This is a genomic window from Psychrobacter sp. Pi2-1, assembly GCF_904846645.1.
GTDB lineage: Bacteria > Pseudomonadota > Gammaproteobacteria > Pseudomonadales > Moraxellaceae > Psychrobacter.
Genome location: NZ_CAJHBO010000004.1, coordinates 23,468 through 49,562, shown reverse-complemented (window position 1 = coordinate 49,562; position 26,095 = coordinate 23,468). Strand labels below are relative to the sequence as shown.

At 42.7% G+C, this 26,095-nt stretch carries 23 protein-coding genes; 16 read left to right on the top strand and 7 right to left on the bottom strand.

Going from position 1 to position 26,095, the window contains the following annotated elements; all coding sequences use genetic code 11:
- Positions 1-3: 3 nt before the first annotated feature.
- The 4 genes from JMX91_RS03835 to arfB all read left to right on the top strand — a co-directional run bounded on the left by JMX91_RS03835 (position 4) and on the right by arfB (position 3,573).
- Positions 4-786: an SDR family NAD(P)-dependent oxidoreductase gene (locus JMX91_RS03835; RefSeq protein ID WP_102078818.1), complete on the top strand. Its 783-nt coding sequence runs from the start codon at positions 4-6 to the stop codon at positions 784-786.
- 174 nt (positions 787-960) lie between these two features.
- Complete coding sequence (locus tag JMX91_RS03830) at positions 961-1,722, top strand: SDR family oxidoreductase (RefSeq protein ID WP_101205627.1); 762 nt, start codon at positions 961-963, stop codon at positions 1,720-1,722.
- Positions 1,723-1,959: 237 nt separating this feature from the next.
- Positions 1,960-2,802: an HpcH/HpaI aldolase/citrate lyase family protein gene (locus JMX91_RS03825; RefSeq protein ID WP_201547740.1), complete on the top strand. Its 843-nt coding sequence runs from the start codon at positions 1,960-1,962 to the stop codon at positions 2,800-2,802.
- A 357-nt stretch (positions 2,803-3,159) separates the two neighbouring features.
- Entirely contained in the window at positions 3,160-3,573 is a 414-nt protein-coding gene (arfB, locus tag JMX91_RS03820) for an alternative ribosome rescue aminoacyl-tRNA hydrolase ArfB (RefSeq protein WP_102091188.1), read from the top strand.
- Between the two features lie 152 nt (positions 3,574-3,725).
- Here the strand turns inward: arfB and JMX91_RS03815 are convergent, their stop codons facing one another.
- The 3 genes from JMX91_RS03815 to JMX91_RS03805 all read right to left on the bottom strand — a co-directional run bounded on the left by JMX91_RS03815 (position 3,726) and on the right by JMX91_RS03805 (position 8,874).
- Positions 3,726-5,621 carry an autotransporter domain-containing protein gene (locus JMX91_RS03815; protein WP_201547739.1) on the bottom strand — a complete coding sequence of 632 codons (1,896 nt, stop codon included), beginning with the start codon at positions 5,619-5,621 and terminating at the stop codon, positions 3,726-3,728.
- A gap of 413 nt (positions 5,622-6,034) precedes the next feature.
- Positions 6,035-7,396: an MFS transporter gene (locus JMX91_RS03810; RefSeq protein ID WP_201547738.1), complete on the bottom strand. Its 1,362-nt coding sequence runs from the start codon at positions 7,394-7,396 to the stop codon at positions 6,035-6,037.
- Positions 7,397-7,674: 278 nt separating this feature from the next.
- The gene (locus tag JMX91_RS03805) at positions 7,675-8,874 is read right to left on the bottom strand and encodes a sugar transporter (RefSeq protein ID WP_201547737.1); all 1,200 of its coding nucleotides are present in this window, start codon (positions 8,872-8,874) and stop codon (positions 7,675-7,677) included.
- 738 nt (positions 8,875-9,612) lie between these two features.
- On the opposite strand from JMX91_RS03805, the gene JMX91_RS03800 reads away from it, so the two are divergent.
- From JMX91_RS03800 to JMX91_RS03780, 5 genes are all read left to right on the top strand, one after another.
- A complete protein-coding gene (locus JMX91_RS03800; RefSeq protein WP_201547736.1) occupies positions 9,613-10,527 on the top strand; it encodes a hypothetical protein in 915 nt (304 codons plus the stop codon).
- A gap of 57 nt (positions 10,528-10,584) precedes the next feature.
- Entirely contained in the window at positions 10,585-11,169 is a 585-nt protein-coding gene (locus tag JMX91_RS03795) for an alpha/beta hydrolase (protein ID WP_201547735.1), read from the top strand.
- A gap of 97 nt (positions 11,170-11,266) precedes the next feature.
- Positions 11,267-11,899 (top strand): TetR/AcrR family transcriptional regulator, encoded by a 633-nt coding sequence (locus JMX91_RS03790; protein WP_201547734.1) that lies wholly within the window; start codon positions 11,267-11,269, stop codon positions 11,897-11,899.
- Between the two features lie 80 nt (positions 11,900-11,979).
- On the top strand, positions 11,980-12,963 hold the full coding sequence (locus tag JMX91_RS03785; RefSeq protein ID WP_201547733.1) for an MDR family oxidoreductase: 984 nt from the start codon (positions 11,980-11,982) through the stop codon (positions 12,961-12,963).
- Between the two features lie 396 nt (positions 12,964-13,359).
- The gene (locus JMX91_RS03780) at positions 13,360-13,995 is read left to right on the top strand and encodes a hypothetical protein (protein WP_201547732.1); all 636 of its coding nucleotides are present in this window, start codon (positions 13,360-13,362) and stop codon (positions 13,993-13,995) included.
- A 94-nt stretch (positions 13,996-14,089) separates the two neighbouring features.
- On the opposite strand, the gene JMX91_RS03775 is transcribed toward JMX91_RS03780, so the two are convergent.
- A complete protein-coding gene (locus tag JMX91_RS03775) occupies positions 14,090-14,770 on the bottom strand; it encodes a TetR/AcrR family transcriptional regulator (RefSeq protein ID WP_201547731.1) in 681 nt (226 codons plus the stop codon).
- Between the two features lie 378 nt (positions 14,771-15,148).
- On the opposite strand from JMX91_RS03775, the gene JMX91_RS03770 reads away from it, so the two are divergent.
- The 7 genes from JMX91_RS03770 to JMX91_RS03740 all read left to right on the top strand — a co-directional run bounded on the left by JMX91_RS03770 (position 15,149) and on the right by JMX91_RS03740 (position 23,838).
- On the top strand, positions 15,149-16,300 hold the full coding sequence (locus tag JMX91_RS03770) for an acyl-CoA dehydrogenase family protein (protein ID WP_201547730.1): 1,152 nt from the start codon (positions 15,149-15,151) through the stop codon (positions 16,298-16,300).
- 62 nt (positions 16,301-16,362) lie between these two features.
- Entirely contained in the window at positions 16,363-17,571 is a 1,209-nt protein-coding gene (locus tag JMX91_RS03765; protein WP_201547729.1) for an acetyl-CoA C-acetyltransferase, read from the top strand.
- 71 nt (positions 17,572-17,642) lie between these two features.
- Positions 17,643-19,832: a 3-hydroxyacyl-CoA dehydrogenase NAD-binding domain-containing protein gene (locus JMX91_RS03760; protein WP_227679255.1), complete on the top strand. Its 2,190-nt coding sequence runs from the start codon at positions 17,643-17,645 to the stop codon at positions 19,830-19,832.
- Positions 19,825-20,988 carry a CaiB/BaiF CoA transferase family protein gene (locus JMX91_RS03755; RefSeq protein ID WP_201547728.1) on the top strand — a complete coding sequence of 388 codons (1,164 nt, stop codon included), beginning with the start codon at positions 19,825-19,827 and terminating at the stop codon, positions 20,986-20,988. The genes JMX91_RS03760 and JMX91_RS03755 overlap by 8 nt, the downstream gene beginning before the upstream one ends.
- A gap of 303 nt (positions 20,989-21,291) precedes the next feature.
- Positions 21,292-21,996, top strand: coding sequence for a hypothetical protein (locus JMX91_RS03750; protein ID WP_201547727.1), 705 nt, complete (start codon positions 21,292-21,294; stop codon positions 21,994-21,996).
- A gap of 312 nt (positions 21,997-22,308) precedes the next feature.
- Entirely contained in the window at positions 22,309-23,313 is a 1,005-nt protein-coding gene (gene rluF / locus JMX91_RS03745) for a 23S rRNA pseudouridine(2604) synthase RluF (RefSeq protein ID WP_201547726.1), read from the top strand.
- 81 nt (positions 23,314-23,394) lie between these two features.
- A complete protein-coding gene (locus JMX91_RS03740; protein WP_160021278.1) occupies positions 23,395-23,838 on the top strand; it encodes an SRPBCC family protein in 444 nt (147 codons plus the stop codon).
- Positions 23,839-23,913: 75 nt separating this feature from the next.
- Here JMX91_RS03740 and JMX91_RS03735 read toward each other — a convergent pair whose 3' ends face one another.
- From JMX91_RS03735 to JMX91_RS03725, 3 genes are all read right to left on the bottom strand, one after another.
- A complete protein-coding gene (locus tag JMX91_RS03735; protein ID WP_160021277.1) occupies positions 23,914-24,225 on the bottom strand; it encodes a DUF1244 domain-containing protein in 312 nt (103 codons plus the stop codon).
- Positions 24,226-24,356: 131 nt separating this feature from the next.
- Entirely contained in the window at positions 24,357-24,977 is a 621-nt protein-coding gene (locus JMX91_RS03730) for a class I SAM-dependent methyltransferase (RefSeq protein ID WP_160021276.1), read from the bottom strand.
- Positions 24,978-25,000: 23 nt separating this feature from the next.
- A complete protein-coding gene (locus tag JMX91_RS03725) occupies positions 25,001-26,074 on the bottom strand; it encodes an HNH endonuclease domain-containing protein (RefSeq protein ID WP_201547725.1) in 1,074 nt (357 codons plus the stop codon).
- Positions 26,075-26,095: the final 21 nt, after the last annotated feature.

Here is a 26,095-nt window from a genome sequence, read left to right as displayed (position 1 = left end):
ATCATGACACTGAATACAAACGGAATTGCATCAGATGTAGCTGGCAAACGAATTTTGATCACGGGCGGTGCATCAGGCATCGGTGCAGCCAGTGCATTGTTGCTGGCCAGTCGTGGCGCAAAAGTCGTCATTGGTGATATGGCAGAAGAAATGGGCGAAGCAGTTGCCAAACAAGGTCAAGACGCTGGCAACAGTATCGTCTTCAAAAAAGTAGACGTGACCAGTGGTGATGAAGTACGTGCGTTGTTTGACTTTGCAGTAGAAACGCTTGGTGGCCTAGATGTTGTAGTAAACAACGCTGGTATCGACCACAAGCCTTCACCAATGCATGAGCTAAGCGATGATGATTTTGATCGTAATATCGCAGTGAATTTAAAGGGTGTTTGGCACTGTATGCGTGCTGCGGTCAATTGTATGATACCTAATGGCGGTGGTCATGTGATTAATGTCGCATCTATTGCAGGTCTGCGTTCAGCGCCTATGATCTCAGCTTATAGTGCAGCTAAACATGGGGTTATGGGTCTGACCAAATCTGCTGCTCATGAGTATGCTCGTGCCAATATCCGCTTTAACGCGGTATGCCCAAGCTTCATTGATACGCCGATGGTACGCAATACCATGGCAACGATGGATGAGCGTACGCAGCAAGCAACGATTAAGGCCAGTCCACTGCGCCGCCTAGGAAACGTCAGTGAAATCTCTAGTGCAATTGCATGGCTTGCCAGCGATGAAAGCAGCTTTATGAACGGTCATGCCTTTACACTCGATGGTGGTATGCTAGCGTAACCGTGATCGTTGAGCGCTCTTTGTTCAGTTCATTAGTGCTCGATAATCGCTGTTAGTTGTGACAGCGATTATCTGCGTTTAGTTATCTGATTTTAGATACACGTTTTAGATACATGAGTTCAGCGCTCAAAAATTATTGAAAATATAAAGTTTATAAAAATATAAGGAATAACGATGAAAGATTTATTTGATTTAACCGGTAAGGTTGCTCTAGTAACTGGTGCTAGCCGCGGTATTGGTGAGTCTATTGCTCGTCTATTGGCATCAAGAGGCGCACATGTGATTGTCTCAAGCCGAAAAATCGATGCTTGCCAAGCAGTCGCTGATAGCATCAAAGCTGACGGTCATAAGGCCAGTGCTTTTGCTTGTCACGTAGGAGACATGGAGCAAATTGACGCAATTTTTGAGCATATCAAAAGTGAATTTGGTCAAATTGATATCTTAGTCAATAACGCTGCAGCTAACCCTTACTATGGTCATATCTTAGATACAGATTTAGCCGCCTTTGATAAAACGGTTGAAGTTAATATCCGTGGTTACTTCTTTATGTCGACTGCTGCTGGCAAAATGATGAAAGAGCAGGGTGGCGGTGTCATCTTGAATACCGCATCGGTCAACGGCTTAGTAGCAGGCGATAAGCAAGGTATCTACTCAATTACCAAAGCGGCAGTCATCAGCATGACCAAAGCATTTGCTAAAGAATGTGGTCCACTTAATATCCGTGTCAACGCGCTATTGCCAGGTTTGACGGATACTAAGTTTGCCTCTGCATTGACTACTAACGATAAAGTCTTAAAAATGGCATTACACTCGATTCCGCTAGGACGCGTGGCTGAACCTGACGAAATGGCTGGTACCGTATTGTATCTAGTGTCGGACGCTTCAAGCTATACCACAGGCGCGACTATCGTTGTCGATGGTGGCATGCTAGCTTAATTAGCTAATCTATAAGACATAGGTTAGATAAGAAAGTAATTGTTCAAAACTGCATTAGACTCAAGAGCCGCATGAAATTTATTTTCATGCGGTTTTTTTGATTTATTTTTTAATAAAATGTCTAAGTAATCTTGGTTTTGCACTATCGAATAAATTGCTAATTTTAAATGAGCATCAGCTGTATAGTGGCATAATAAATATGCTAATAGCTACTTGGACAATATAATGGAGTCACGCATGGATTCAATTATCCACAATAAAATAAAAACGATTTCTCAAAATAAAACATGGCTGTTTGTGCCAGCGACTCGCATTGATAGAGTAGCGAAAGCCTTTGCTAGTGGTGCAGATGCGGTTATTGTCGATTTAGAGGATGCTGTTGCGCCAGAGGATAAAGCATCCGCACGCGAAGCATTACAGCAATATCACGACAGTGCAGGTTATCAGCCGATTTGGGTGCGTATTAATAAGGCAGGTAGCGAGGAGTTTTTTAAGGACATAGTGCTCTGTCAGAAGATGCCTAATTTGGCTGGCGTGTTATTGGCCAAAGCCGAGCAAGCAGAAGATATTAATAACGTACATCAGCTTACCAATTTACCCGTGATTGCACTGATTGAGAGTGCGATAGGATTGTATCAAATCGATAGTATGGCAAAAGCAGTCGGCTTGGCCGCGTTTAGTTATGGATTTTTAGATTTGTGCAATGATTTGCAAGTACAAGTAGGAACACCTGCCGCAGATATCATCGCCAATCAAATCCGCTATCAACTAATCCTGACGTCAAAAGTGCACCAATTATCGCCGCCTATCGATACTATTTATCCTGATTTCAATGATAAAGTAGGCCTAAGCGCCCGAGTACAGCTATGGTCACAAATGGGTATGTCTGGAATGTTGTGTATTCATCCTAAACAAGTGGCAGCTGTGCAACAAGCATTGCAACCAACAGATGAGGCCTTATTATTCGCACAGCGTGTGATTGAAGAATACGACCGAAGCGGGCAGGCAGTATTCAAAATAGATGGCGAGATGGTAGATGCACCTGTAATTGAGCGCAGCCGTCAACTGTTGGCAAAGTAGCAGACCAATCCGTATATAGTTAAATATAAGTAGTCGGTTCAGTATAATTTAGATACTAGGGCGTGTCCTCAATTCAATCGATAGTTATCTAAATGGGTTAAAAATGGCTAAATCTTGCCAAATGGCGTCAAATATCTGACTAATATCTCGATATTATCTGCGCTATTTTCCTTGTTTGACTGCGATTTATCTCATTTTTATTATCATTCTTAAAATGAGGACACGCCCTAGGAAGCCGAGTGAAAGTATTACAAGCAGTATACTAAGCGAGACTGACACCGTACCTAATTTATAGAGGATTGACTATATAATGCTTTATCATAAACCATATCCATTCACATTCGATAACAGCATACTATGATTTTCATTAATAATAATATCAGCCTCAATGATAATGAGGTAGAGATCAGCGCCATACGAGCGCAAGGCGCAGGTGGGCAGAATGTCAACAAAGTATCTTCTGCCATTCACCTACGTTTTGATATTAACAACTCAAGTCTGAGTGATGAGTACAAGCAGCGACTGCTAAATAGCAAAGATAGTCGAATAACTAAGGAAGGCGTACTGATTATCAAGGCGCAGCAGTTTCGAACGCAAGAGCGCAATAAAATAGATGCGCTTGAGCGTTTGCAAAGCTTTATCACCAAAGCCACTTACGTTAATAAAACGAGAAGGCCGACCAAGCCAAGCAGAAATGCCAAACGTAAACGGGTGGATAAAAAGACACAGCGCGGTAAGACAAAGGCTTTGCGCGGTAAAGTAGATTTTTAGAGAACTTGTGATAGTAGATTTTGTCGTTGAGAAGTTGTGCGGCAGAAAACTTGTAGAGCAAAAGCCATAGTAGGTTATGAGGTTTTTTTGAATTTATAATGGTATAGGCGATTAATTACCACCTATACCATTATTCTAGATTAACGACTTATTTAGAATGCACCATTAAGTCCAACGAATAAGCTGGTTGAGTCGTCGTCATCACCTTGTGAATGTGTGACACCAGCGTTGGCATTCAATAGACCAAAGCTTCTAGATAGGCCAAGTGTCATAGCAACGTTATCATCATCAGTTTCGACCATAGGCGTCTCAAAGCTGATATTTGGTAGCGTATTCAAACGTGCGGTTACTGCTTCGCGATTGTCACTCAGCTGCTTTTGGTAATGAATATCGCCAAATAAGTTGAGGTTCTCCATTAAGCTATGATTAGCCTTAAGACCAAGCTTGCCATATGTCGTAGAGTATTTCTGCTCATCGAACTGCATAGCAATGCCAGACATCTCTTTTTCTTTGAGTCCGTCAATTTTTACGCGGCTCGCTGTGGCACCGATATAAGGCGTAACGGCAATATTGCTCACTTGCATCGGATAGCCTGCCTGCAAGTTGGCATAAAAGCGCTTGCCATCAGCATTTGACTTAAACTGCTGTTGGTTACTGCCTAGTGTGACAGCACGTGTGACATCGACATCCATGTTGCCAAATCCTGCAGCACCATTGATTTGTAAACCACCAAACTTGTTGCTATGATAGACACCAAAACCGATCTCTCCCAGATCAATATCACTCAAACCTGTGCCGACGTCTGAGTTTTCAAAGTCTTTCTGAGTGATGTTGCCGTATAAGCCTGTCACTGCATTTGCTGAGTTAGGATGAGCAAAATCTACGCCAAGCAATACTTGGGTATTATTATCACCATCAAACCCTGCAATTTCTTGATTAGCGACTTCACCGACGGCCCATAGTGTACGGGCAGGTTTTTGCTCACTGCTTTGGATTTGGTTAACATGTGACTGTAAGAGCTCATTGGTTGCAAGTCCGGTTGTCGTTGCAATATGAGGCAGTACACCGATTAAGCTAGGCGCTGTGACTACAGCATTTGCATAGTCGGCAATCATTTGATGTGCTTGACCAGTCGGGTGAATGCCATCAGCGAAAAAGTAGGTTTCGTTGGCATCAGGTATTTTTAGGTTGCTTGACCCGCAAAATAGTGAGCTATCAGTAACCAAGTCTTCAGTACAGGCTGGCGTGGTCATATTAGTAAATCCATAAGCCGTAGGATTACTAGCGATTTGTTGTAATAAGCTAAAAGTGTCTAACGGGATGATATTAGCACCAGTACCCGCTACGCCACTCAGCATAAATTGATTGTATAGCCTGGTAGCGCCAGTACTTTGCGCCTGAGCAATAGGTCCTTGACCAATAGCTTCAGGGGTCAAACCAATATCAGGAATATTAGGCACTAAAATATATTTGGCACCATTGTCTTTTAGTGCCTGAATCGTTTCGGTCTGTCTTTCTACTGCGCCAAGTATGGTCGCTTGAGCATTAGCAGGATCTTCAGCTTCAGCCGCTTCACGTAAATCATTTGCACCGGCCCATACTACATATAGACCATTAGGGTCTACTTTGTTATTGGCTAAATAATTGTTTGTTTGAGTTTTGGCAGAGGCTACATCCACTGGAAATCCAAAATCTGTATTTATAACTTCTTCACCGGCTCTTGCCCCGCCAATAGCGTAGTTATTGCCAGTTTGATTTCCAAGATAGACAATGGGAACAGCCGTGGTACCTAGCTGCTCAGCGAATGAGGTCGCCCATGTGTTATCGGGATTGGTAGTGAACTGACCTGATTCTGTGAGTCCTAAGTTACCTTGAGTTATAGAACTAAAATAGCCCCCATCGGTCAGGCTATCACCGAAAAAAGTGACACTGTCATAAGCATTTGCGTGAGAAATACCAGCGATAGATAGGCTGACAGCCAGCATGCTTTTGGTAAAAATTTTGAGAGTGGTATGGCTAATTTTAGAACCTGAGGTATTACGAGGCATAGCGACTTCCTTGTCATCAATGTAATAGTTTGTCAACCGAGTGTAACCACTTTTTAGAAAGCTAGCAATCGTTTTGATTGCAAAATTGCAAGAATATTGCCTTATCTAAGTAAGTTTTTAGAGCATAAAAAAGGGGTATTCAAGTATTAAAAAATCATACTGTCTCGCTCACATAATATTTTGTTTCCTTCTATGTAATTATGCTGTAAGCACCTAATTTTTATTCAGTTATTTTTATTGAAAGTATAAGGCTTATCTATTGATATTGCTTGTTTAACCCAAGTAACTGCCCAATTATATATAGTATAAACTCCGCACTCCATAATAAGATAATCAGGCCAAATGCGCATACAGATGTCACTGGCGGTAATAGCAAAGTATAGCTAGCAGTATCAATACTATAGAAACTGAAATTAAGCTTGTTTTTGTGGACGCAATAATAAGGCAAGTCCAAGCGCTACAAAAGCGGCGATACCAGATATCATATAACTGATACTAAAGTCTCCAGTGGCTTCTGCAAGATAGCCTGCTGCCACTGGCCCGAGAGCCTGTCCACCTGAAAAGGCAAAAGTCAGTGCCGCAAGTGCACTCGCTGCTGCCGCAGGCCCGAAATAATCGCCTGCAGAAGCTGCCATAATGACAGGCACACTCCAAACCACTAGGCCAAACAAGATAATGGACAAATATAGCCCTAAACTCCAATCAGTAAGTCCGACCAACAGATAAGCGATGGCAAGGAAGAAAAAAGCCAGCGTCAGACCAAGGCGTCTACCAATATGGTCAGAAATCCAGCCAAACAACATGCCTGAGAATATGCTCAGCAGTCCAATCCATGCCCAAACACCACCAGCAGTCGCTTCACTTAGTTGATACGAGCCAACCATACTGGTGACAATGAAGGTGACGTAAACCATATAGGTGGCGCCATAAATAGCAAAGATGACACCTAAATGTACGAGCAGCTTAATATTGCTACGTTCTAGCTTTTTCTTATTTTTAACAGGCAAGATAGGTGCGCGCCCAAAAGGGCTTTGGCTGACATCATCTGGATGATTGCGAATCAAAGTAAAGGTAAGCCAAGCTACCGCAACATTAATCACGGCAAAAATTAGCCAACCTGTTTGCCAAGACAGTAGAGTAGAGATGGGTAAAAGTTTGGGTACGACAAAGCCTGATAAAATGATACCAAAGCCGGGTCCCGCCATGACCAATCCTAGAGCGAGCCCGCGGTGTGAAGGAAAAAACCAATGCGACATGACGCTCATCATTGGTAAGACCACGCCGCCGCTACCAATGCCTGTCAACACATAGAGTGCGCAAAGTATTGGAAAACTGGTGGTAAAAGCCATACCGAACATAGAGACTGCAATAAGGAGTAGGCTAGCTGTCGCAGTCGTTCGTGTACCCAACCGAGGTAGAATAAAAGGGCTTAGAAGCACCGCAACCAGATATCCTATCAGGTTGGTAAATCCCAAGATTCCGCTTTGAGTATAATTTAATCCTAAAGAGGATGACATTGACGGTAGTAACATGCCAAATGCGAATCGTCCTAACCCAAGTCCGCAGAACATTGCTACAGAGCCTGTCGCAGCAACGATCCAAGCATAGTGTAATCTGCCTAGCTTAGGGGGCGCAGGGTTATCTTGATTTCCTTGATCTCGACTGTCTCGTTGAGTCATTCCATCAGGCTCTCCAACAAGTTGAAAACTCGCAGTATATATCGTCACTAAATTTAGATCGTAGGTAATGACTTCCTTGTTTTGAATAGTATCCATTTCACACTCATCCTTTTGTGCTTAATCCCTATCAGTCCTTTATTAAATATACTTATAGTTTAAGTATACTTATGTCCAATAAAATTAGTATAACTGCACCTGAACGTTCGTTCAATCAGTGTGTAAGAAATCTTTGAAATGTTTTATGGGCTACATTGTTGTATTCATACATAAAGAAAATGCCAGCCTATTTATATGGCTGGCATTCTGCTTATTATTTTCTGACGGTTACTTACTGACTACTGTTTTTTGGGTATCCTTTAATATCGACTTATTATTTAGCCAAGTCGTTTACTCAATTCAGGAAAACGCTTTATCATAAATAGCATCAAGAGTAACGCCACAACTGCGATAGCCGCACCTGTGTACCCTACGCTAGATAGTGAAATGTGCGTCACGGCATAACCGCCGAATAGTGCACCCGTACCAATCCCTAAGTTGATAATGCCTGAGAACATCGACATCAGCATGTCTTGTGCATTGACGTCGACCATGATGACTTTGGCTTGCATTGAGATAATTAGTAGCATGAGCGCCGCGCCCCACAGTAAGGCGATAAAGCTGAGCGCCCATACAGAGGTCACTGCTAGCAACAGCGCAAGCATAGACACGAGCATCAGTATGGTCGATATTAGCATCAATCTGGTATTGAACCGATCGCCCCAACGACTAAATATCACACTACCTACAATTCCTGCTGCACCGAATAGTAACAGTACAAAAGTCGCAGCGTTTTCACTGATATTGCCAACTTGGCGCATGAATGGTTCTATATAAGAATAAGCCGTATAGTGCGCTGTAAAGACCAATAAAATAAGCAGGTACAGACAGACCAATAAAGGGTTTTTGAGGAGTTCTGGAATCTTTCTAAAAGATCCTTCAAACATACTAGGTAGCGTTGGTAAGAGTCTCGCTTGTAGAATAAATACAACTAAGGCAATCACACCAATACCGCCAAATGTCGCCCGCCATCCAAACCATTGGCCAACTAAGCGTCCCAGCGGCACACCCAGTACCATTGCTAACGACGTACCCGTTGCTAGTACGCTAAGCGCCATGGCTTTTTTGCCTTCAGGTGCGACGCGTATCGCGATTGCAGCTGTGATCGACCAAAATATCGCATGCGATAACGCAATTCCAACTCGGCTAATGAGCAGCACGTCAAAGCTCCATGCAAATACGGACAGTACGTGACTGGCAATGAATACGGCAAAAAGACCCAAGAGTAAGCGTTTGCGCTCAAATCGACTGGTCAATAGCATTAGCGGCAATGACATCGCTGCGACAATCCAAGCATAGAGTGTCAACATCCAGCCAGTCTCTGCCGTCGTAATAGAGAAGTCTTGGGCAATGTCGCTCAACAGCGCCACAGGGACAAATTCTGTGGTGTTCATAATAAAGGCACTAACGCCCATCAAAAATACTTGAAAATACTGAGTTCGGCGAGCGTTTGAGCTGGCCTCAAGGTTATGTGTCATAAAATCCAATACAGATGCAGATACTACGTGTGATAGGTCAAAGTGGGGTAGGTTTAATTAGAATACAAGGGTTGCGCGGCAAGATAGCAAACCCAAGCCAATCGTGGAAGTTGTTTTTTGATAAGGATTGTTAATCGAGCGTTTGGTAAGGATACTTGAGTAATATGAAACTATCGTTAATCATATTTAATGCGTTGGGATACTTGCTAACGACTAAACTACAACTCATTGAAAGAAAAGCGACACCAGTTGTCGTAGAAGGTTTTAATCGGCTTTATTTTTATGTGAGCCTATATTATAGTTATTAGGTCAGGCAAAATGACATGAGATAAAAACCAGTTAACCCTCGGAGCGCAACGCTTCACTTTTTAACTGAGTTTTTAAACGCTATCTTAGCGAAGTCTTTCTAGTAGTGTTATTTACGTTTAATCCTAAACTTCTGTGCCTGTACAAACCTAAAAAACCATATTTATTAATAAACAAAAAACTTAGCAGAAAAAAGCTCGTTAACATTGCAAAAATATCAGCGATGTGACAGCAAAAAACTGTGGCTAAAAAGCCTATCAGAATTAAAAGCTACTACCTTACCAAGTCGATTAATTTACTTAACTTTATAGATAATGACGTCATTTAAACAATGGCGAATAGGCTCGGCTGGCTTGAAATCAGCATTCAGAATATAACAACAACGAAAAACTGCAGCTAAACAACCAAAATCAAAATAATAAGGATATAACGATGACCACATTAACGTATCAGTTTGAACAAAAACGGTTAGACAATATGCAATGGTCGGATGGCTCAAAGTTATCTGGTATAACGGCACTGGCAAATGATGAGAAAGGCCGAATACGAAAACAGCCATTGTTTTACCTCGAAACGGTTTCTATAGACAGTTATGAAGATGATATTTATTTCGTGAACAATACTAATGAGATGCTCAGATGGGTAGCGCCATTTAAACCCTATCGAAACATAACTGAAGCACGAGCAAAGTTGGGCGATAGCAGTGATGAAAATTTACGTAAAGTGACGCTCTATAGTGATGACATAAATAGCGTATATCAGGATGTACTGCCTAAGCAGGGCGTGCGGATTGGTAGTACTCATATTATGTATGACAGTGATGTGATGATGCAGTGGTTCGTACATGTGCCTTATAAAGGGCCAGATACTCATTATGCGATTTGGCAATTTAATGTAGTGGAAAAGGGCGGGATTCGAGGAACTTATCCGTTGCTGTGGGATGATTTTAGTAAACCCTCGCACATGGTGAATTGTGACTGTTTGTTTGATCAAGCTGATATGCCGATAGAGGTCAGTATTTATGAAGAGCGCTGTGCAATGCTTGACAGGCTTATCGGGTCATTTGGCATATCAAATGCCATATTCATATTGGCAATCAATGATGTGCTCTATCGTTATGGCGTGGGCTGGAGCGCGCCCTATAGCGAGTCGGATATACAAGCGCAAGACATTGCGATGAAACTAACAGAACAAAAGCCAGAAAATGCAGAAGCGGTGAAAGCTATTGTCCAAGCGGTTTATGACTTTTGGTTTAACGAAGGCTTTGCAAGAAATATCTCAATGCAGGCTTGTGAGGAGCTTTTAAGCTTGTACCAAGCGCAGGTTGCTAGTCAAAAATCGGTTTAATTCATAAACTAAATTACCAAGAATAAGCCTAAATAATAATTAAAAAAGGAGAACCTTATGATGTTCCCTATCGAAAACAATGATACGTTTTTACTGTTTTTTCATGGTCTTGATTCAAGCAATAAGACCAGTAAATATACTTGTATCACGCGTGAGCCAAAATACTGTCAAACGGTCAATTATCGAGAGAATTTTGCAGAAATATTTGAGATTTATGATGCATTGATTCGCGAGAAAATCGCACAGTACCCGCGAGTGGTGTTGGCAGGGCACTCGCTTGGTGGTTGGTTTGCCAATCATTTTGCTCATAAATACAACTTGCGCGCGCTGTTGATTGCGCCTTGTATCTATCCAAATGAGGTATTAGCGGACCGTATCCCTGACGTGGTTGATATGAAGCTGTCATTCCCTACTATCAATATCGAGATGGTGCGGGTCATGGTCGAAGTTGATGATGAAAGTCTCGATGTGGCAGTTGCTAGACGAACTTTAGTGGATTTGCCTGACAGCTGGGAAGTCGATTATTTTGCAGACGGTCATCATCGTATCGCCCGTAGCAGTGATATCTGGTATCACTTAACTGATTTGTGCGAAGATCCCATCGTTTGGATGGATGAGGCGACGTATCATGGTGAAGACTGATAGCAATGACAGTCAAAAAACTAGAGCAGCCAATGGATAAATAAACCGCTAAAAATAATCGATTGACATTAAAGACGATCGGTCATAATATCTATGCATGACGATTACTAAGCCAAAAGCCCGTCGAGGGCGTCCACCTAATGTTGAACGAGAGTTTACGGATACCCGTGAAGCTCTTTTGAGATCTGGGATGGAGATGCTGATAGAGCAAGGCTTTGCGACCACTGGTATCGATGCCATACTCAAACGTATCAATGTGCCTAAAGGTTCCTTCTACAATTACTTCAAAAACAAAGAGGCGTTTGGACAGGAAGTATTACGGCAGTACGCGTTGTATTTTGCTCGCAAGTTAGATTATTGTTTTTTAAACGAGCAAGTGTCTCCTATGCAGCGCATTAGTGACTTTGTTGAAGATGCTAAGTCGGGAATGATCAAGCATGAATTTCGACGCGGCTGTTTGGTAGGGAACTTGGGTCAAGAGATTGTCGTGTTGCCTGAGAGTTTTCGCTGTGAGTTAGAAAACATACTGCTTGATTGGCAGGAGCGTTTAGCGGCTTGCTTGCGTCTTGCAGTACAACAAGGACAAATACATTCTAATAGTGATTGTGATGAGCTTGCTGCTTTCTTTTGGATCGGATGGGAAGGTGCGGTTTTGCGTGCTAAGTTGACGCAAGATGTTGGTCCATTAGATGCTTTTTTCCGAGGTTTTGTAGCAGGAATACAGAAGTAATTTTTTATCTATATTTTTAGACGACCGGTCTAAATTATTTTTTACTCATTTATAGACGATTGGTCTAAATAGGAGCTACCATGTTTAATGCAATATTAATTGAAAAAAATGACGATGTTTATCAGTCTAATTTGACAGAGATACAGGATACGCAATTGCCAGAAGGCGATGTCACGGTTCGTGTGGCATTTAGCACGCTTAATTATAAGGACGGATTGGCCATCACAGGCCGTAGTCCTGTGGTACGCACATTTCCTATGGTTCCAGGGATTGATTTAGCGGGAACTGTGGAAATGAGTAATCATCCTCGCTACAAAGCTGGCGACAAGGTGTTGTTAAATGGTTGGAGTGTGGGTGAAAAGTATTGGGGCGGTCTGTCACAAAAAGCCAGATTAAACGGTGACTGGCTTATCCCGCTCCCTGAATCGATGACTGAACGTCAGGCGATGGCGATAGGTACAGCAGGATATACTGCGATGCTTTGTCTAATTGCATTAGAGCGTCATGGACTCACACCAGAGCGCGGCGAAGTATTGGTGACTGGTGCTAACGGCGGTGTTGGTAGCTTTGCCATCGCACTTTTGGCAAACCAAGGTTACTCTGTCACAGCCTCTACGGGTCGCTTAGAGGAAGCAGAATACTTAAAGAGCCTTGGTGCAACGACGATCATTGACCGTGCTGAATTAAGTAGCCCAGGACGCGCACTTGGTAAGGAAAAATGGGCTGCCGCAATTGATTCTGTTGGTAGTCATACACTGGCCAACGTTTGTGCCAGTACGTGTGAAGATGGTTTAGTCGCTACTTGTGGACTGGCTCAAGGCATGGATTTCCCTGCTACTGTTGCGCCATTCATTTTACGCGGTGTCAGTTTGCTTGGTATCAATAGCGTGACGCGACCTTATGATGAGCGTATAGAGGCATGGCAGCGTTTGAGCACAAGCTTGGATATGACACAATTGGATGCAATCACTAGAGAGATTGGACTAAGCGAAGTCATTCCGACAGCAAGCGAGTTGTTGGATGGTAAGGTTCGTGGTCGAATAGTCGTTGACGTCAATCGTTAGGCGTTAAGCGTTAATACTTCAACCCTAATATTTCGATGTTGAACCTCGTGTTAACACATGAATAAGTGGCGCATCGAAACGTCTAAGATTGAGTGCTCAACGTGAAAAAAAATTATTCACAAACGGTCACAAATATCGGTATTTATTTTTTGTCATCTGATGTGCTATCATCGTTGAACAATCTATCGTGGGTTTAACAGTTTTGTTATCGCCGACCATGACAATAGTCTAATGGCAGCGTAACAAACCTTGCAACTTCCAGCACGATATAAAACAACTCTGGTAAAGCGCATGAGCCTGTACTCCGACAACCTCATTTGTGCCTGATTTTTTGCCTATTTGGGCGTATATCATACTTTTTCGTCGGAGTTACAGGAGTCTAAGGTGTTCAATATCATGAGCCACATTGCTAACCCATCTAAATATACCCGTCGTTATCACCCACGCCATTCTCTAGCGCAATATATTATCAATCAAATAGAGTCGCTTGAGCTGCGCCCGCAAGATATCGTCAAGCAAATGGGCTATCCTCTTAAACATACTATACCTGCCTATGACCGTCTGCGCCATGTACTGTCGAGCAAATTCCTTGGACTTGATGGTAGCTATATGGACAAACACTTTACCGCTGATGAGTTTTTAGCAAAACTGTTTGCTGTACTTGAGATACCATATCAACCATTCGCAGAAGATATTGCGCAGATTAAATATGACTTGGCGAATCACTCTAACACGCTACCTAGATATAGCTTACGAGCGGAAGTAGATTTTACATTTACGAGTGCTGATAACTGGCTGTCTCGTGGCGCGGCTTCACGTTTTGCCCAAGTACACTTGCCTAGCGGTTTTGCCAAATTAGACGATGCTCAACGTAAATCAGTGATTCAAGACAGCATCTGCGAGCATTATCAGCAGTATGAGGGCAGTTTGCCATACGACGGTATCATCAAAGGCTATCGACTGACGATTGAACAAAACAACCATGTGGTTGATCATGCAGATTATGGCTTACCAAAATCCAGCAGTATCTAAAATGCTGTGAGTATATGAAGAGTGTAATAATCTAAGCTCATCGACTAAGAAGCCTTAGTATAAATTAGAAGACTCAGTATAAAAAAGCCTCACTTTATCGTGGGGCTTTTTGGTTCTTTGCATTAAATTTTTTGTTTAATGCTTCAGGTTTAGAGATGGCGCGCCATAAAATCACAAATAGCGCATCAAACTCTGCATTTAATGGCGTCTCTGTTTGGCGAATGGTATGCATTAAGCCAAGTCGACTAATAAATCCCATAAACACATCGAAGAGTATGTGCAGTGGGACAGTGTCATTGAGCACCCCACGATTTTGACCATCTTCTAATACCGCCAAAAACGCGCCAATTAACTCTTTGTTTTCATAGATTGCGATATTACGTATACGCGAGGCCGACACAGAAGACAGCACCATCACCGCATCTGGATGCGAGTCTACAAAATCAAAGCAGACCCACAGCGTCTTACGTAGACGATCTTGTACGCTATCAATCCCTTGCAGGTGATCCATAATCCGAGCCGCTAATCTGCCGAGCACAATATCCATAATGGTATAAAACAGCGTTTGCTTGTCCCCGAAGTACTTGTAGAGCGTTTGCAAGGAAACATTTGCAGACTTTGCAATCTGCGCCATCGTCACCTCATTAGCATCAAATCCTGCAAAGACTTTACGAACGGCTTGCTCAATTTTATCCAAAGTTGCGGGCCGCATATCGGATAGGGGCGCTAGAGATCGAGTTTGCGTGAGGCTATCTGAATGATTAAAGGTTTTCATATTTATCGCTTCTTAAAGTATTGGCTATTTGATACGTCCTATCAGTTAAATGATTTGCTCAGTAGTTTAACGTGATTAAATCAATAAGTAATGTAAATTACCATTTTTGTTTAATTGATTGCGAAGTGGTTTTTCGTAGCCTAGTATAAGACTCATGTATTAATAAATACAAAGAATTTATAGCATATCTATAACGGTAATATAAATTACCATAATTCACAAAATGGCTTAGCTATAGTCAGTTCAATATAATTTCGATACAAGGAAACCGAGTGCAAGTTATACATTAGTATGCTTAGCGAGGATGACGCTGTAGCGGATTTATATAGACTTGACTATATAGTTGGCATTCACTCCACCTTGTCAAGGATAGACATTATGAGTATCGAAAAATTCACTCCGAACTGGATGACCGAAGAGCATCAGATGGTGCACGACAGTGCCCTAAAGATGTTCCAATCTTGGGATCCCAAAGACGAGCAGTGGCGCAAAAACGGCATGATCGATCGCGATGCGTGGGAAGAGGCGGGAGAAATGGGGTTTCTGTGTGCTGCGATACCAAGCGAGTATGGCGGCGGCGGTGGTGATTTTGGTCATGAGGCTGCGCTTATCTACGCACAGACTGAGGCCAATCAATCGGGATTTGGTGGTATGGTGCACTCAGGCATTGTCGCGCCTTATATTTTAGACCACGGTACTGAGGAACAGAAACAAGCGTGGCTACCAAAAATGGCAACGGGTGAATATATCGGCGCTATCGCCATGACCGAGCCTGGCACTGGCTCCGACCTGCAGAACATCAAAACCTATGCAGTAAAAGACGGTGATGACTACATTATCAATGGTTCTAAGACTTTTATCACCAATGGTCAGCACGCCAATCTCATCTTGTTGGCATGCAAAACAGACCGTGAAAAAGGCGCGCAAGGCGTCTCACTTATCATCGTAGAGACGGACAACGTAGAAGGGTTTGAGCGTGGACGCAATCTCGACAAGATTGGTCTTACCTCTCAAGATACCTCAGAGTTGTTCTTTAGCAATGTACGTGTGCCGCAAACCAACCTATTGGGCACGGTAGAAGGTATGGGTTTTATACAGATGATGCAAGAGCTGCCACGTGAGCGCCTCATCATTGCGCTATCAGGGGTTGGTTCGATGAAGCTGGCGATCAATCTAACCCTAGATTATGTAAAAGGTCGCGAAGCTTTTGGTAAGCCTATTTGGAAGTTCCAAAATACGCGCTTCAAGATGGCAGAGTGCTATGCCGATTATCTCGCTGCCAGCAGTATGTGTGATGCGGCAGTCGATGCAATGTTAGATGGCAAACTGTCTGTACCGCATGCGTCACTGATCAAATACTGGGTCACCGAAAAACAGTGCGAAGTCATCGACGAATGCGTACAGCTGTTTGGTGGCTATGGCTATATGACAGAATATCCTATCGCACGTCTATACGCTGATGCGCGCGTACAAAAAATCTATGGCGGTACCAATGAGATTATGAAAGAGCTAGCTTCACGATTTATGTAGACGCTTATATTATAAGACTACGATAATTATTGTTTATTTACAAAATAAAAAAAGGATTTTTTATGACTGAGACTGCATATATTTATGATGCGATCCGCACGCCACGTGGCAAAGGAAAAAAGGACGGCTCCTTGTATCAGGCATCACCGATTTGGCTGACACGCATCTTATTAAAAGAGATGCAACAGCGTCACAACTTGGATACCAGTTTGGTCGACGATGTGGTGCTTGGCTGTGTGACGCCAGTGGGCGAGCAAGGTTCTGATATTGCCCGCATTGCTGCTATTGATGCTGGCTGGGCGCAAAGTGTGGCAGGTCTTACCTTATCTCGTTTTTGTGCCTCTGGTTTAGAATCTATCAATTTAGCTGCGGCCAAAGTCATGTCAGGTATGGAAGACATGGTAGTGGCAGGTGGTGTGGAGTCTATGAGCCGCGTGCCGATGGGCTCTGATGGCGGGGCTTGGTACATGGATCCGCGAGTCAATGAAGCGACGCATTTCGTACCGCAAGGAATAGGTGCGGATACCATCGCAACGCTCAAAGGCTTTAGTCGTAGTGATGTCGATGCCTTTGCCACCGAGTCGCATCGCCGAGCGGCACAGGCTTGGGAGAGTGGCTATTACGACAAATCGGTCGTCCCTGTCACCGATATCAATGGCATGATGCTATTGGATAAAGACGAAACCATCCGTCCTAATACCAATGTCGAGACCTTAGCTGGGCTAAAGCCTTCCTTTATCATGCCGGGAAAAATGGGCTTTGATAGTGTGATATTAGACCGATACACCACGATAGAAACCGTCAATCACGTGCATCATGCAGGCAACTCTTCGGGCATCGTCGATGGTGCGGCCATCTGTTTGGTCGGTAGCGCGGCAGCTGGTCAAAAAGCAGGGTTAAAACCACGCGCCAAAATCACGATGGCGTCAGTCATTGGCTCAGAGCCTGCCATTATGCTGACAGGTCCGACGCCAGCTTGCCAAAAAGCTCTCGATAAAGCGGGCATGCAAGCTTCTGATATAGACCTTTGGGAAATTAACGAAGCCTTCGCTGCTGTCCCGATGAATACCGCTGATGATTTTGACATCTCGCTTGATATCGTCAATGTAAATGGTGGTGCAATCTCCATGGGTCATCCGCTTGGAGCAACAGGAGCGATGCTAATGACGACCGTCCTTGATGAGTTAGAACGCCGCGATCTACAGACCGCTATGATTACGCTATGTGTGGGCGGTGGCATGGGTATTGCCACCATTATCGAGCGCGTTTAACTTTTTCTAAAATAGACTAAAGCACAATTAGATTAAGAAATAATAGATAAAGAATCATTTAAGGGATAAAAATGATGACAAATAACCAGACAGCAGATAGCGTGACAGCCATTAATGCACTAGAAAACTTCTCAGCTCAGCGTGATGAGGATGGTATCGTCACTGTCACGATTGACCAAAGCAAACGCAAAATGAATGTCATCGGTGGCGGTTTTACAGAGTCGTTCGCCACGATAGTTGATAGTTTTATCAAGGATGGCACAGCCACAGGCTTGATTCTCACATCGACCAAAGACACCTTTGTGGTTGGTGCAGATATTGATCAATTGAACCAGATAAAGACAGCCGAGCAAGCATTTGCACTGACTGAAGAATTAAAAGGTAGTTTGCGTAAGCTTGAGACCTCAGGCAAACCTGTCGTCGCTGCTATGACAGGAACCGCATTAGGCGGTGGTTTAGAGTTGGCACTTGCCTGTCATTATCGTATTGCCATTGACACGCCTAAGACCAAGCTAGGTTTGCCTGAGGTGAAATTGGGTTTGCTACCTGGCGGCGGTGGTACTCAGCGCTTACCGAGGTTGGTCGGTATTCAGACGGCATTGGAGCTCATGACGCAAGGCAAAAAATTAAGACTAGCAGCGGCAAAAGACATTGGACTTATTGATGCAATAGCTACTGATCAAGCAGATATGCTGAAGCAAGCAAAAGACTGGATTCAAAATAATCCAAGTGCGCAGCAGCCATGGGATAAGAAAGGCTTTAAAATTCCTGGCGGCGATAGTAAGCATCCAAAGGTGGTTCCTATATTCTCTATCGCCCCAGCCATGGCCAATCAAAAGTCACATGGCAACTACCCAGCGATTACTCATATCATGTCTTGTGTGTTTGAAGGATGCCTCGTGGATATCGATACAGGGCTTGAGATCGAGTCGCGTTATTTTGCCGCTTGCGTACTGTCCACTGAATCTAGAAACATGATCAACACCTTATGGACGCAGCTGAATAGCATCAAAAAAGGTCAGTCTCGTCCTCAAGGGTTTGAACGCACAACCACCAAAAAAGTCGGTATTTTGGGTGCTGGTATGATGGGTGCAGGCATTGCTTATGTCACTGCCAAAGCAGGGATAGACGTCGTTTTATTGGACACAGAGATTGCCAATGCTGAAAAAGGTCAAGCGTACTCTGCTGATATTTTGGATAAAGCCATTAGCAGAAAGCGTGCTACCGAAGAGAAAAAACAAGCTCTCTTAGAACGCATTATGCCAACCGTTTCTTACGATGATTTGGCAGATTGTGATCTTATTATCGAAGCAGTGTTTGAAAACCGAGAAATCAAAGCCAAGTGTACCCAGCAAAGTGAGGCAGTGATTTCAAACACGGCCGTCTATGCTTCTAACACCTCAACGCTACCGATCACAGGACTGGCAAAAGCCAGCACTCGTCCAAACCAATTTATCGGTCTGCACTTTTTCTCGCCAGTAGACAAGATGCCGCTGGTTGAGATTATCATGGGCGAGAAAACCGACGATGCAACGTTGGCCCAAGCTTTCGATTATGTTGTGCAAATAGGTAAAACGCCTATCGTCGTCAATGACAGTCATGGCTTCTATACCTCGCGGGTATTTGGTACCTATGTGTCAGAGGGCATTGCGATGCTAGGAGAGGGTGTGCATCCGCGTAGCATTGAAGTTGCCGGACTGAAAACAGGTATGCCAATGCCGCCGCTAGCATTACAAGATGAAGTGTCATTAAGCCTCGCATTGCATGTCAGCGAACAGCAGCAAGCGGATATGGTAGCCGAAGGTAAGCCAATCGTAGTGCGTCCTTCTTATGACATACTAAAAACACTGGTCAATGAGCATGGGCGCGAAGGTAAGAAAAATGGCAAAGGGTTCTATGACTATCCAATAGAGGGTGATAAGCATCTATGGCCTGATCTGATAAATTTATATCCGCCAAAATCAGAGCAACCGTCGCAGCAAGATTTGGTTGATCGCCTGATGTTTATTCAAGCCAATGAATCTGCTAAATGCTATGAGGAAAATGTTGTGCGCTCAGTAGCTGATACCAATATAGGGTCTATCTTTGGTTGGGGGTTCGCACCGCAGCATGGTGGTACGCTACAGTTTATCAATGCAATGGGTGTTAGTGCGTTTGTTGAGCGGAGTCGTGAGCTGGCTGCGAAATATGGTGAACGTTTTGAGCCAGCTCAAATCTTGCTAGACATGGCAGTCAAAGGCGAGGCGTTCTCTGATGACTGATAGATATGTATCAAATCCTGATCAAATGAAGGACTGTCTACAAGGGTTACGAGTGATCGATCTGACTCGTAATCTACCTGGGCCTTTTGCCACGCGCCTGCTTGCGGACTTAGGCGCGGACGTTCTTAAAATCGAGCCCAAACAAGGCGATCCTGCTCGGGTATTTGGTGAGCTCTTCGCAGCTCTGAACCACGGTAAGACTACCGAAAAATATGACTTTCATGACGCTAAAGCGATTGGAGCTATAAAAGCACATCTTAAAGAAGCTGATGTGATGCTAGATAGCTTTCGCCCAGGTATTTTGGCAGAAATGGGACTAGATGCTAAGACCTTGCATACCATCAACCCAAAGCTAGTAATGGTATCTATTACTGGTTATGGCTTAGCAGGCAATTACGCGAAAGAAGGTATCTATTTAGAAGATGCTGACTCAAAAAATAGCTCTCAAGTGAATCATGACTGGTCCAATAAGGCAGGTCATGATATCAACTTTATGGCCATGAGCGGTGTGCTGGATCAGTTAAAAACAGCGCAGGGTGAGCAGGCCATGCCCAATATCCAGTTTGCGGATTTGGCAGGTGGTAGTGACACAGCAGTGATAGCACTGTTGGCTGCCGTATTTGCCGCCCAGCGTACTGGCAAAGGACGACATATTGCGATTAGCATGACGCATAGCCTTTACAATCATATGATTATGCCAAAGGTGACGGGTAAGCTAATCAGTCGTTTTTCAGGTGACAATTCAAATAGTGCTTCAAATAATACTTCAAGTACAGCTCCCATGCCACAGCATGACTTTTTAGGCGGTGCATTACCATGTTATCGACTGTACCAAACCGCTGACCAGCGCCATATGGCAGTTGGTGCATTGGAGTTGAAATTTTGGCAAGGTTTATGTGAGGTATTGGAGCTGCCGTCGCTTAAAGAAATACACTGGCAGCTTGGTATCATGCCAAATAGGCCTGAGAGCCAAGCAGCGACTAAAACCATAGCGGAAAAATTCGCCAGTCAAACGCTTGAGCATTGGCAAGGTGTATTTGCGGCAACGGATGTCTGTGTGACCCCCGTGCTGAGTCTACATGAAGCCAAGGTTCACCCTTTGTTTGCGCATCAAGATGAACATCAGGCAACCTCAGGATGGCAACAGGTGAATTAACAATTAGTATGTAAGTAGCTTTAGATAAAAGTGAAAGTTGGATTAGCACTTGAAGGCGATATTAAGCCGCTGCTGGCTAGTATCGTCTTTTTAGTCTGTGTTATTTAGACTGCATTTCTAAATGAGAGTGATTGAACTTGTATATTTATAACTGTCTATCTAAAATTGCCTGAATAAGAGACAATACACCTATAAATCCTAAAGTCTTACGGTACCGAAAAATAGTAGCACGTTCAAAGGCTCTTAGAGATTGAGCAACACAGACATTTAATAAATTTAACTTAAGTAAAAAGGCAGTTTTGAATGACCAAACATAACCCGTATAATTTTTTACCTTTGCAGCCAACAGGTAGAAACGAGACCAATACTGCTAATACCTATGCTCCTGAAGATATGATTAAAATATACGAGCAGCAGTTTCTCATTCAAGTGCCTGAAGAAGAGCTGACCGAGTTTTTGCCAGCGTTAAAAGCATTCTATGATATCGATAATCATACCTTAGATGTCAGTGCCATTATTTTTGATGCAATCGCAGACTCTGCTATCATTTATAATCATAAAATCAAAGTCGGCGACTATCAGATATTAGGTGAGTTGATAGAAGAGGCGATTGAATATGATGAAGACAACAAAAGTGATGAAAGCGCTGAGAGTGAAGAGATTCAAGCCTATACGTTAGAGTGCCAACGTACTTTCTTCATTAATGATGTAGAAATACCTTATCATTTCAATCTATTTATTTATGGTGATGGTTATTCTACTTTAACCAAAAAAGAAACCGTACTAGAAAAAATGTACTGGTTTGTCAGAGGTAGATTTGAAGAGGATTTATTAGATGACGCTGAAGATAACGACAGCTTAGAATCTATTAATTCGCAACTAGCCAGTTTAGGTATTCGTGAAATGGATCTGACGACTGTGGATGAGATAATCAGCTATGTAGAAGGTAGCATCATTGACGATCCAATGGTGGACGAGCTTAACAAACTGTTAGATGATGCTGAGTAGTGTGGAAGATAAGTTAGTAGAGTAATCAGCAAAAGAACAGATTTGAAAAATTATATAGCTGAAAAACTAGAAAAAAGCCTCACTGCTCGTATGATGAATGGTGAGGCTTTTTAAATTTCTAACCTCATAAACCAGTTCTTTCGACATCATCCAAAATTACATGACGCGATACATTTCTAGGTTTTTACCCATCTCCCCTCAAAGGGTCAGTCGATTTCATATATAATGTGAGCTATTTCGTTATTGTTGATCCATTCAATTTAGGCTTTTTTCTTAGCAAAAAAAGCTTCATATCAGGTAAAACGGTGCTTTATGTTCAACGCTTCCTCGACTCGTTTAAATAAATACATCAGCGAAAGTGGTATTTGCTCTAGGCGAGACGCTGACCGCTTTATTGAACAAGGTAATGTATATATCAATGGCAAACGTGCGTCGGTAGGTGATCAGGTGGTCGCTGGTGATGCAGTAAAAGTCAACGGGCAGCTTATTGAGCCACGAGAGCCGGATGATTTTATTTTTATTGCGTTGAATAAGCCAGTGGGTATTGTGAGCACCACGGAAAGCTCTGAGAAAAATAATATTGTCGATTTTGTGCGACATAGTTTGCGTATTTTTCCGATTGGTCGTTTGGACAAAGATTCTCAAGGTTTGATATTTTTGACTAACAATGGTGATTTGGTCAATAAGGTACTACGTGCTGGTAATAATCATGAGAAAGAGTATCTAGTTACAGTAAATAAGCCGTTAACTGATAGTGTTATCGAAGGTTTAGCGGGCGGTGTGCCGATGCTTGGCAAGATGACCAAAAAATGCCCAGTGACTAAAGTGGCGCCTAATGTATTTAACATCACGCTCGTTCAAGGTCTAAACCGTCAAATTCGCCGTATGTGTGAGCACTTTGGCTACGAAGTCGTCAAGCTTGAACGTACGCGGATTATGAATGTAAGTCTCAAGGGTCTTCCTGTTGGTGACTGGCGAGACTTAACCCCAAAAGAGCTGTCTGTGTTACTTAAATCTGTAGAAGACTCTTCTTCACAAGACAATCACTCAAACAAGAAATCTCGCAATACGCCACGAAAAAAACCTCGTGCTGATGCTTCATCAAAGTCAAAACCATCTACAAAATCGGCAGGGGCAGCAAAGGGGCGTAGCAAATACGCCAAAGATGATGCTAGAAAACCAGCAGGTTCTAAAGGTAGGGATGGACGTCCTACTGGTCGTGGTAAGCCGTCAGGGGGTAATGGTAAGTCCGGAGGCAATGGCAAACCTACTACCAATGGCAGGCGTCCTTCAAAAGGAAGAGGCTCTTCACGGTAATAATTTTTCACAATGTGGCCACTATATTTATTTCTAAAATAGCAGTAAGCTAAATAAATTTAGTCTTAACGAGATCATATTATGTTTAAAATAAAAGTAGAGCGCATTGTCAAAAAACCGATTGATGAGGTATTTGAAGCACTGAGTGACCATGCCAGTTATGGCTCATTTAAAGCGGTGGGGGCTGCTAAGTTAGTAGCTGAAGGTAATGAAGAGCGCAATGGCGTCGGGGCTTTACGTAGCATTCAAACGGGACCTGTTAAGTTCTGGGAGCGGATTACGGCGTTTGAGCGTCCTACTCATATGCAATACCAAATCGAGAAATCTAAACCTATAAAAATGCAGCATGATAAAGGTATCATTGATTTAAAGGACTTGGGCGATGGCACCACACACGTGACTTGGGTATCTGAGGGTCGATTGATTGTACCACTGCCATTAGTCGGTCGCCTATTTGACCGTCAAATGCAGAAACAAGGAACCATAGGGTTTAGTAGCATCCTCAAATCCATAGAAAGCCGCTAATCTAGCGGCAATGTTGGGTTTTTTGATATTACTTTCTACTGGTGGCTTATTTTATCTGAGCCATCACTGTCAGTTTTAATTCGCTTTATTTTTAGCAGCTTCAATCTCGTTAAAACGCGCTAACTGCTCTGGCGTTGCTTTCTGTTGATATTTCTCTTTCCACTCAGCATAAGGCATACCATAAACAAGCTCGCGCGCATCCTCGTAGTCGATGCCAATACCACGCTCTTCACCAGCCGCTTTATACCATTTGGATAAACAGTTACGACAAAAGTCGGCAAGGTTCATCAGTTCGATATTTTGTACATCTTTACGTTCATCTAAATGAGCTAGTAAGCGACGAAATGCCGCGGCTTCTAGCTCAATGTTTGATTCTAATTTTGCCATAATATTTTCCTAATTGTAGTTGAGCTACTTCTAAACCAACATGATACTAACGACATAAATATTGCGCAACCTATGTCGTTCTATATTAAAAACGTGCACATCGAAACTCATCATAGCTTCGGCTCATTTGTTTAAACCTTTTTAATCATAATATTAAACCATGCTTTATTTCTATTCGTTCTTTGATCAATCGTAAGCCAAGTTTCTTCTTTGAACTTATGATTGATTTTTTGCTTTAAGGTTTCCCAGCATTCTTCATTCATATCGCAGAAAAAACGTCCATTATCAACGTACTCACTATTGCCATACTTGAAAGATGCGTAAAAACTACCTTTATCTGTCAGCGTAGTAAGCAAATTATCTACTAATTCAGGAAGCTCTTTAGAAGGTACATGAAGCAGCGAAGCACATGCCCAAATACTCGTAAATCGTTTATACCAATTTTGAAATGGAATTTGCTCGAAAGTTAAGCATTGCCAATAAATCATATTATTGTGATGGATTTTTGCCCGCTCAATCAGCTCTCGGCTACCATCAATAGCAGTAACATTGAAGCCTAAGTTAGCAAAGTGAATACTGTCACGACCTGAGCCGCAGCCTAAATCTAGTATGTTTTGCTGGTGTACTGGTCTAACAGGCAAGTTGTCTATAAAGGGTTGGTATAGTCGATGCATATCCACACTAATGGTTTGCTCAAAGAATGAATTTGCGTTGCTATTATAAAAATCTAGGGTATTTGATTGATTTATCATGGGCTATATATCGCTGTTCATTATTAGAAGAGACTGTTTCCTTGCTGTCTAGGTTGCCAGACATGAATCAAATGTTCTTTTGAAAAGTTGAAGGACTTCTGCAAAAACTGTTGACGTGTCTTCTCATTTATACCCGTTTGATTGATTAAGGTTTCGCGTAGTGGGTGGTGACTGCCAATCAAATATTCGTTGCGTGTATGTAGTCTTTTCAACAACTCAATATTAGGTAATTTAGCAGCTTTACCATCTATACCACGGTTGCAATTAGAGCAAGCAAGTACTAAATTCCAAACCCCATCGACATTAACTGGCCGACAGCAACTAGCGGTTGCTACTTGGGCTTTTAAAGTATGCGGAAAGAAGTGGTCAACGTCTGCTAGCATCACATCATTAGAAGCAATACTGATTTCTGTAAAGCAGTAAAAGCATCTGCTCTTTTGATATCCGTTTAATGCACCTCTTGAACTGGTAATATCAATGCGGCAATGTTTAGTATCTTTAGTAAATAGCTGTTTGGTATCTTGGTCAAATTCAACTGAAATTAAACCTTTATTAATATTGAGCTCCCACGCTTTTTCTACCAAGTTCCAGCGTGATTCCGTCTCAAGATTTAAACTTTCTGCTGATCTATCAAATACATGAAATAATTTGAATAAGTTATCTGTTAGACGTATCCCTTTATTGTGCTTACGCTCGTCAACAAAAAACTCTTCATCAATTACATCATAAAAACGTTCTTGCACTGCTTTAGTATTGACTACATGAAATGCGTCCAAAACGTATTTAAATCCTTCTTTATTCGTGACATGAATGAGTTCATCTTCGCTAATCTGTTGATGGTTGAATTGAATGCAAGCATTGATAAACTTACTACTATTAAAAGTGCTTTGTTTAGGGCTATGTTTTAGATGTTCACATAGATGAAAGGCGTAGGGCAGCGCTAAATCTTCGAGCGAAATCAAGTCAGAATCTCTCTCTAAGCTGACATCGATTAGAGTTTTGGCAAGCGCGAATTTATAAGAAGCAGTGTTTCTACCAAACAGAATAATAGCTCGCCAGTAATTTTCTAGCGTGGGCTCAACGTCTATGAAGTTCATGAATGGCTCAATCTGTCGTTA

Coding starts and splice junctions, on each gene's coding strand:
- JMX91_RS03835 (WP_102078818.1), top strand. CDS start 4: ATGACACTGAATACAAACGGAATTGCATCAGATGTAGCTGGCAAACGA.
- JMX91_RS03830 (WP_101205627.1), top strand. CDS start 961: ATGAAAGATTTATTTGATTTAACCGGTAAGGTTGCTCTAGTAACTGGT.
- JMX91_RS03825 (WP_201547740.1), top strand. CDS start 1,960: ATGGATTCAATTATCCACAATAAAATAAAAACGATTTCTCAAAATAAA.
- arfB (WP_102091188.1), top strand. CDS start 3,160: ATGATTTTCATTAATAATAATATCAGCCTCAATGATAATGAGGTAGAG.
- JMX91_RS03815 (WP_201547739.1), bottom strand. CDS start 5,621: ATGCCTCGTAATACCTCAGGTTCTAAAATTAGCCATACCACTCTCAAA.
- JMX91_RS03810 (WP_201547738.1), bottom strand. CDS start 7,396: ATGGATACTATTCAAAACAAGGAAGTCATTACCTACGATCTAAATTTA.
- JMX91_RS03805 (WP_201547737.1), bottom strand. CDS start 8,874: ATGACACATAACCTTGAGGCCAGCTCAAACGCTCGCCGAACTCAGTAT.
- JMX91_RS03800 (WP_201547736.1), top strand. CDS start 9,613: ATGACCACATTAACGTATCAGTTTGAACAAAAACGGTTAGACAATATG.
- JMX91_RS03795 (WP_201547735.1), top strand. CDS start 10,585: ATGATGTTCCCTATCGAAAACAATGATACGTTTTTACTGTTTTTTCAT.
- JMX91_RS03790 (WP_201547734.1), top strand. CDS start 11,267: ATGACGATTACTAAGCCAAAAGCCCGTCGAGGGCGTCCACCTAATGTT.
- JMX91_RS03785 (WP_201547733.1), top strand. CDS start 11,980: ATGTTTAATGCAATATTAATTGAAAAAAATGACGATGTTTATCAGTCT.
- JMX91_RS03780 (WP_201547732.1), top strand. CDS start 13,360: ATGAGCCACATTGCTAACCCATCTAAATATACCCGTCGTTATCACCCA.
- JMX91_RS03775 (WP_201547731.1), bottom strand. CDS start 14,770: ATGAAAACCTTTAATCATTCAGATAGCCTCACGCAAACTCGATCTCTA.
- JMX91_RS03770 (WP_201547730.1), top strand. CDS start 15,149: ATGAGTATCGAAAAATTCACTCCGAACTGGATGACCGAAGAGCATCAG.
- JMX91_RS03765 (WP_201547729.1), top strand. CDS start 16,363: ATGACTGAGACTGCATATATTTATGATGCGATCCGCACGCCACGTGGC.
- JMX91_RS03760 (WP_227679255.1), top strand. CDS start 17,643: ATGATGACAAATAACCAGACAGCAGATAGCGTGACAGCCATTAATGCA.
- JMX91_RS03755 (WP_201547728.1), top strand. CDS start 19,825: ATGACTGATAGATATGTATCAAATCCTGATCAAATGAAGGACTGTCTA.
- JMX91_RS03750 (WP_201547727.1), top strand. CDS start 21,292: ATGACCAAACATAACCCGTATAATTTTTTACCTTTGCAGCCAACAGGT.
- rluF (WP_201547726.1), top strand. CDS start 22,309: ATGTTCAACGCTTCCTCGACTCGTTTAAATAAATACATCAGCGAAAGT.
- JMX91_RS03740 (WP_160021278.1), top strand. CDS start 23,395: ATGTTTAAAATAAAAGTAGAGCGCATTGTCAAAAAACCGATTGATGAG.
- JMX91_RS03735 (WP_160021277.1), bottom strand. CDS start 24,225: ATGGCAAAATTAGAATCAAACATTGAGCTAGAAGCCGCGGCATTTCGT.
- JMX91_RS03730 (WP_160021276.1), bottom strand. CDS start 24,977: ATGATAAATCAATCAAATACCCTAGATTTTTATAATAGCAACGCAAAT.
- JMX91_RS03725 (WP_201547725.1), bottom strand. CDS start 26,074: ATGAACTTCATAGACGTTGAGCCCACGCTAGAAAATTACTGGCGAGCT.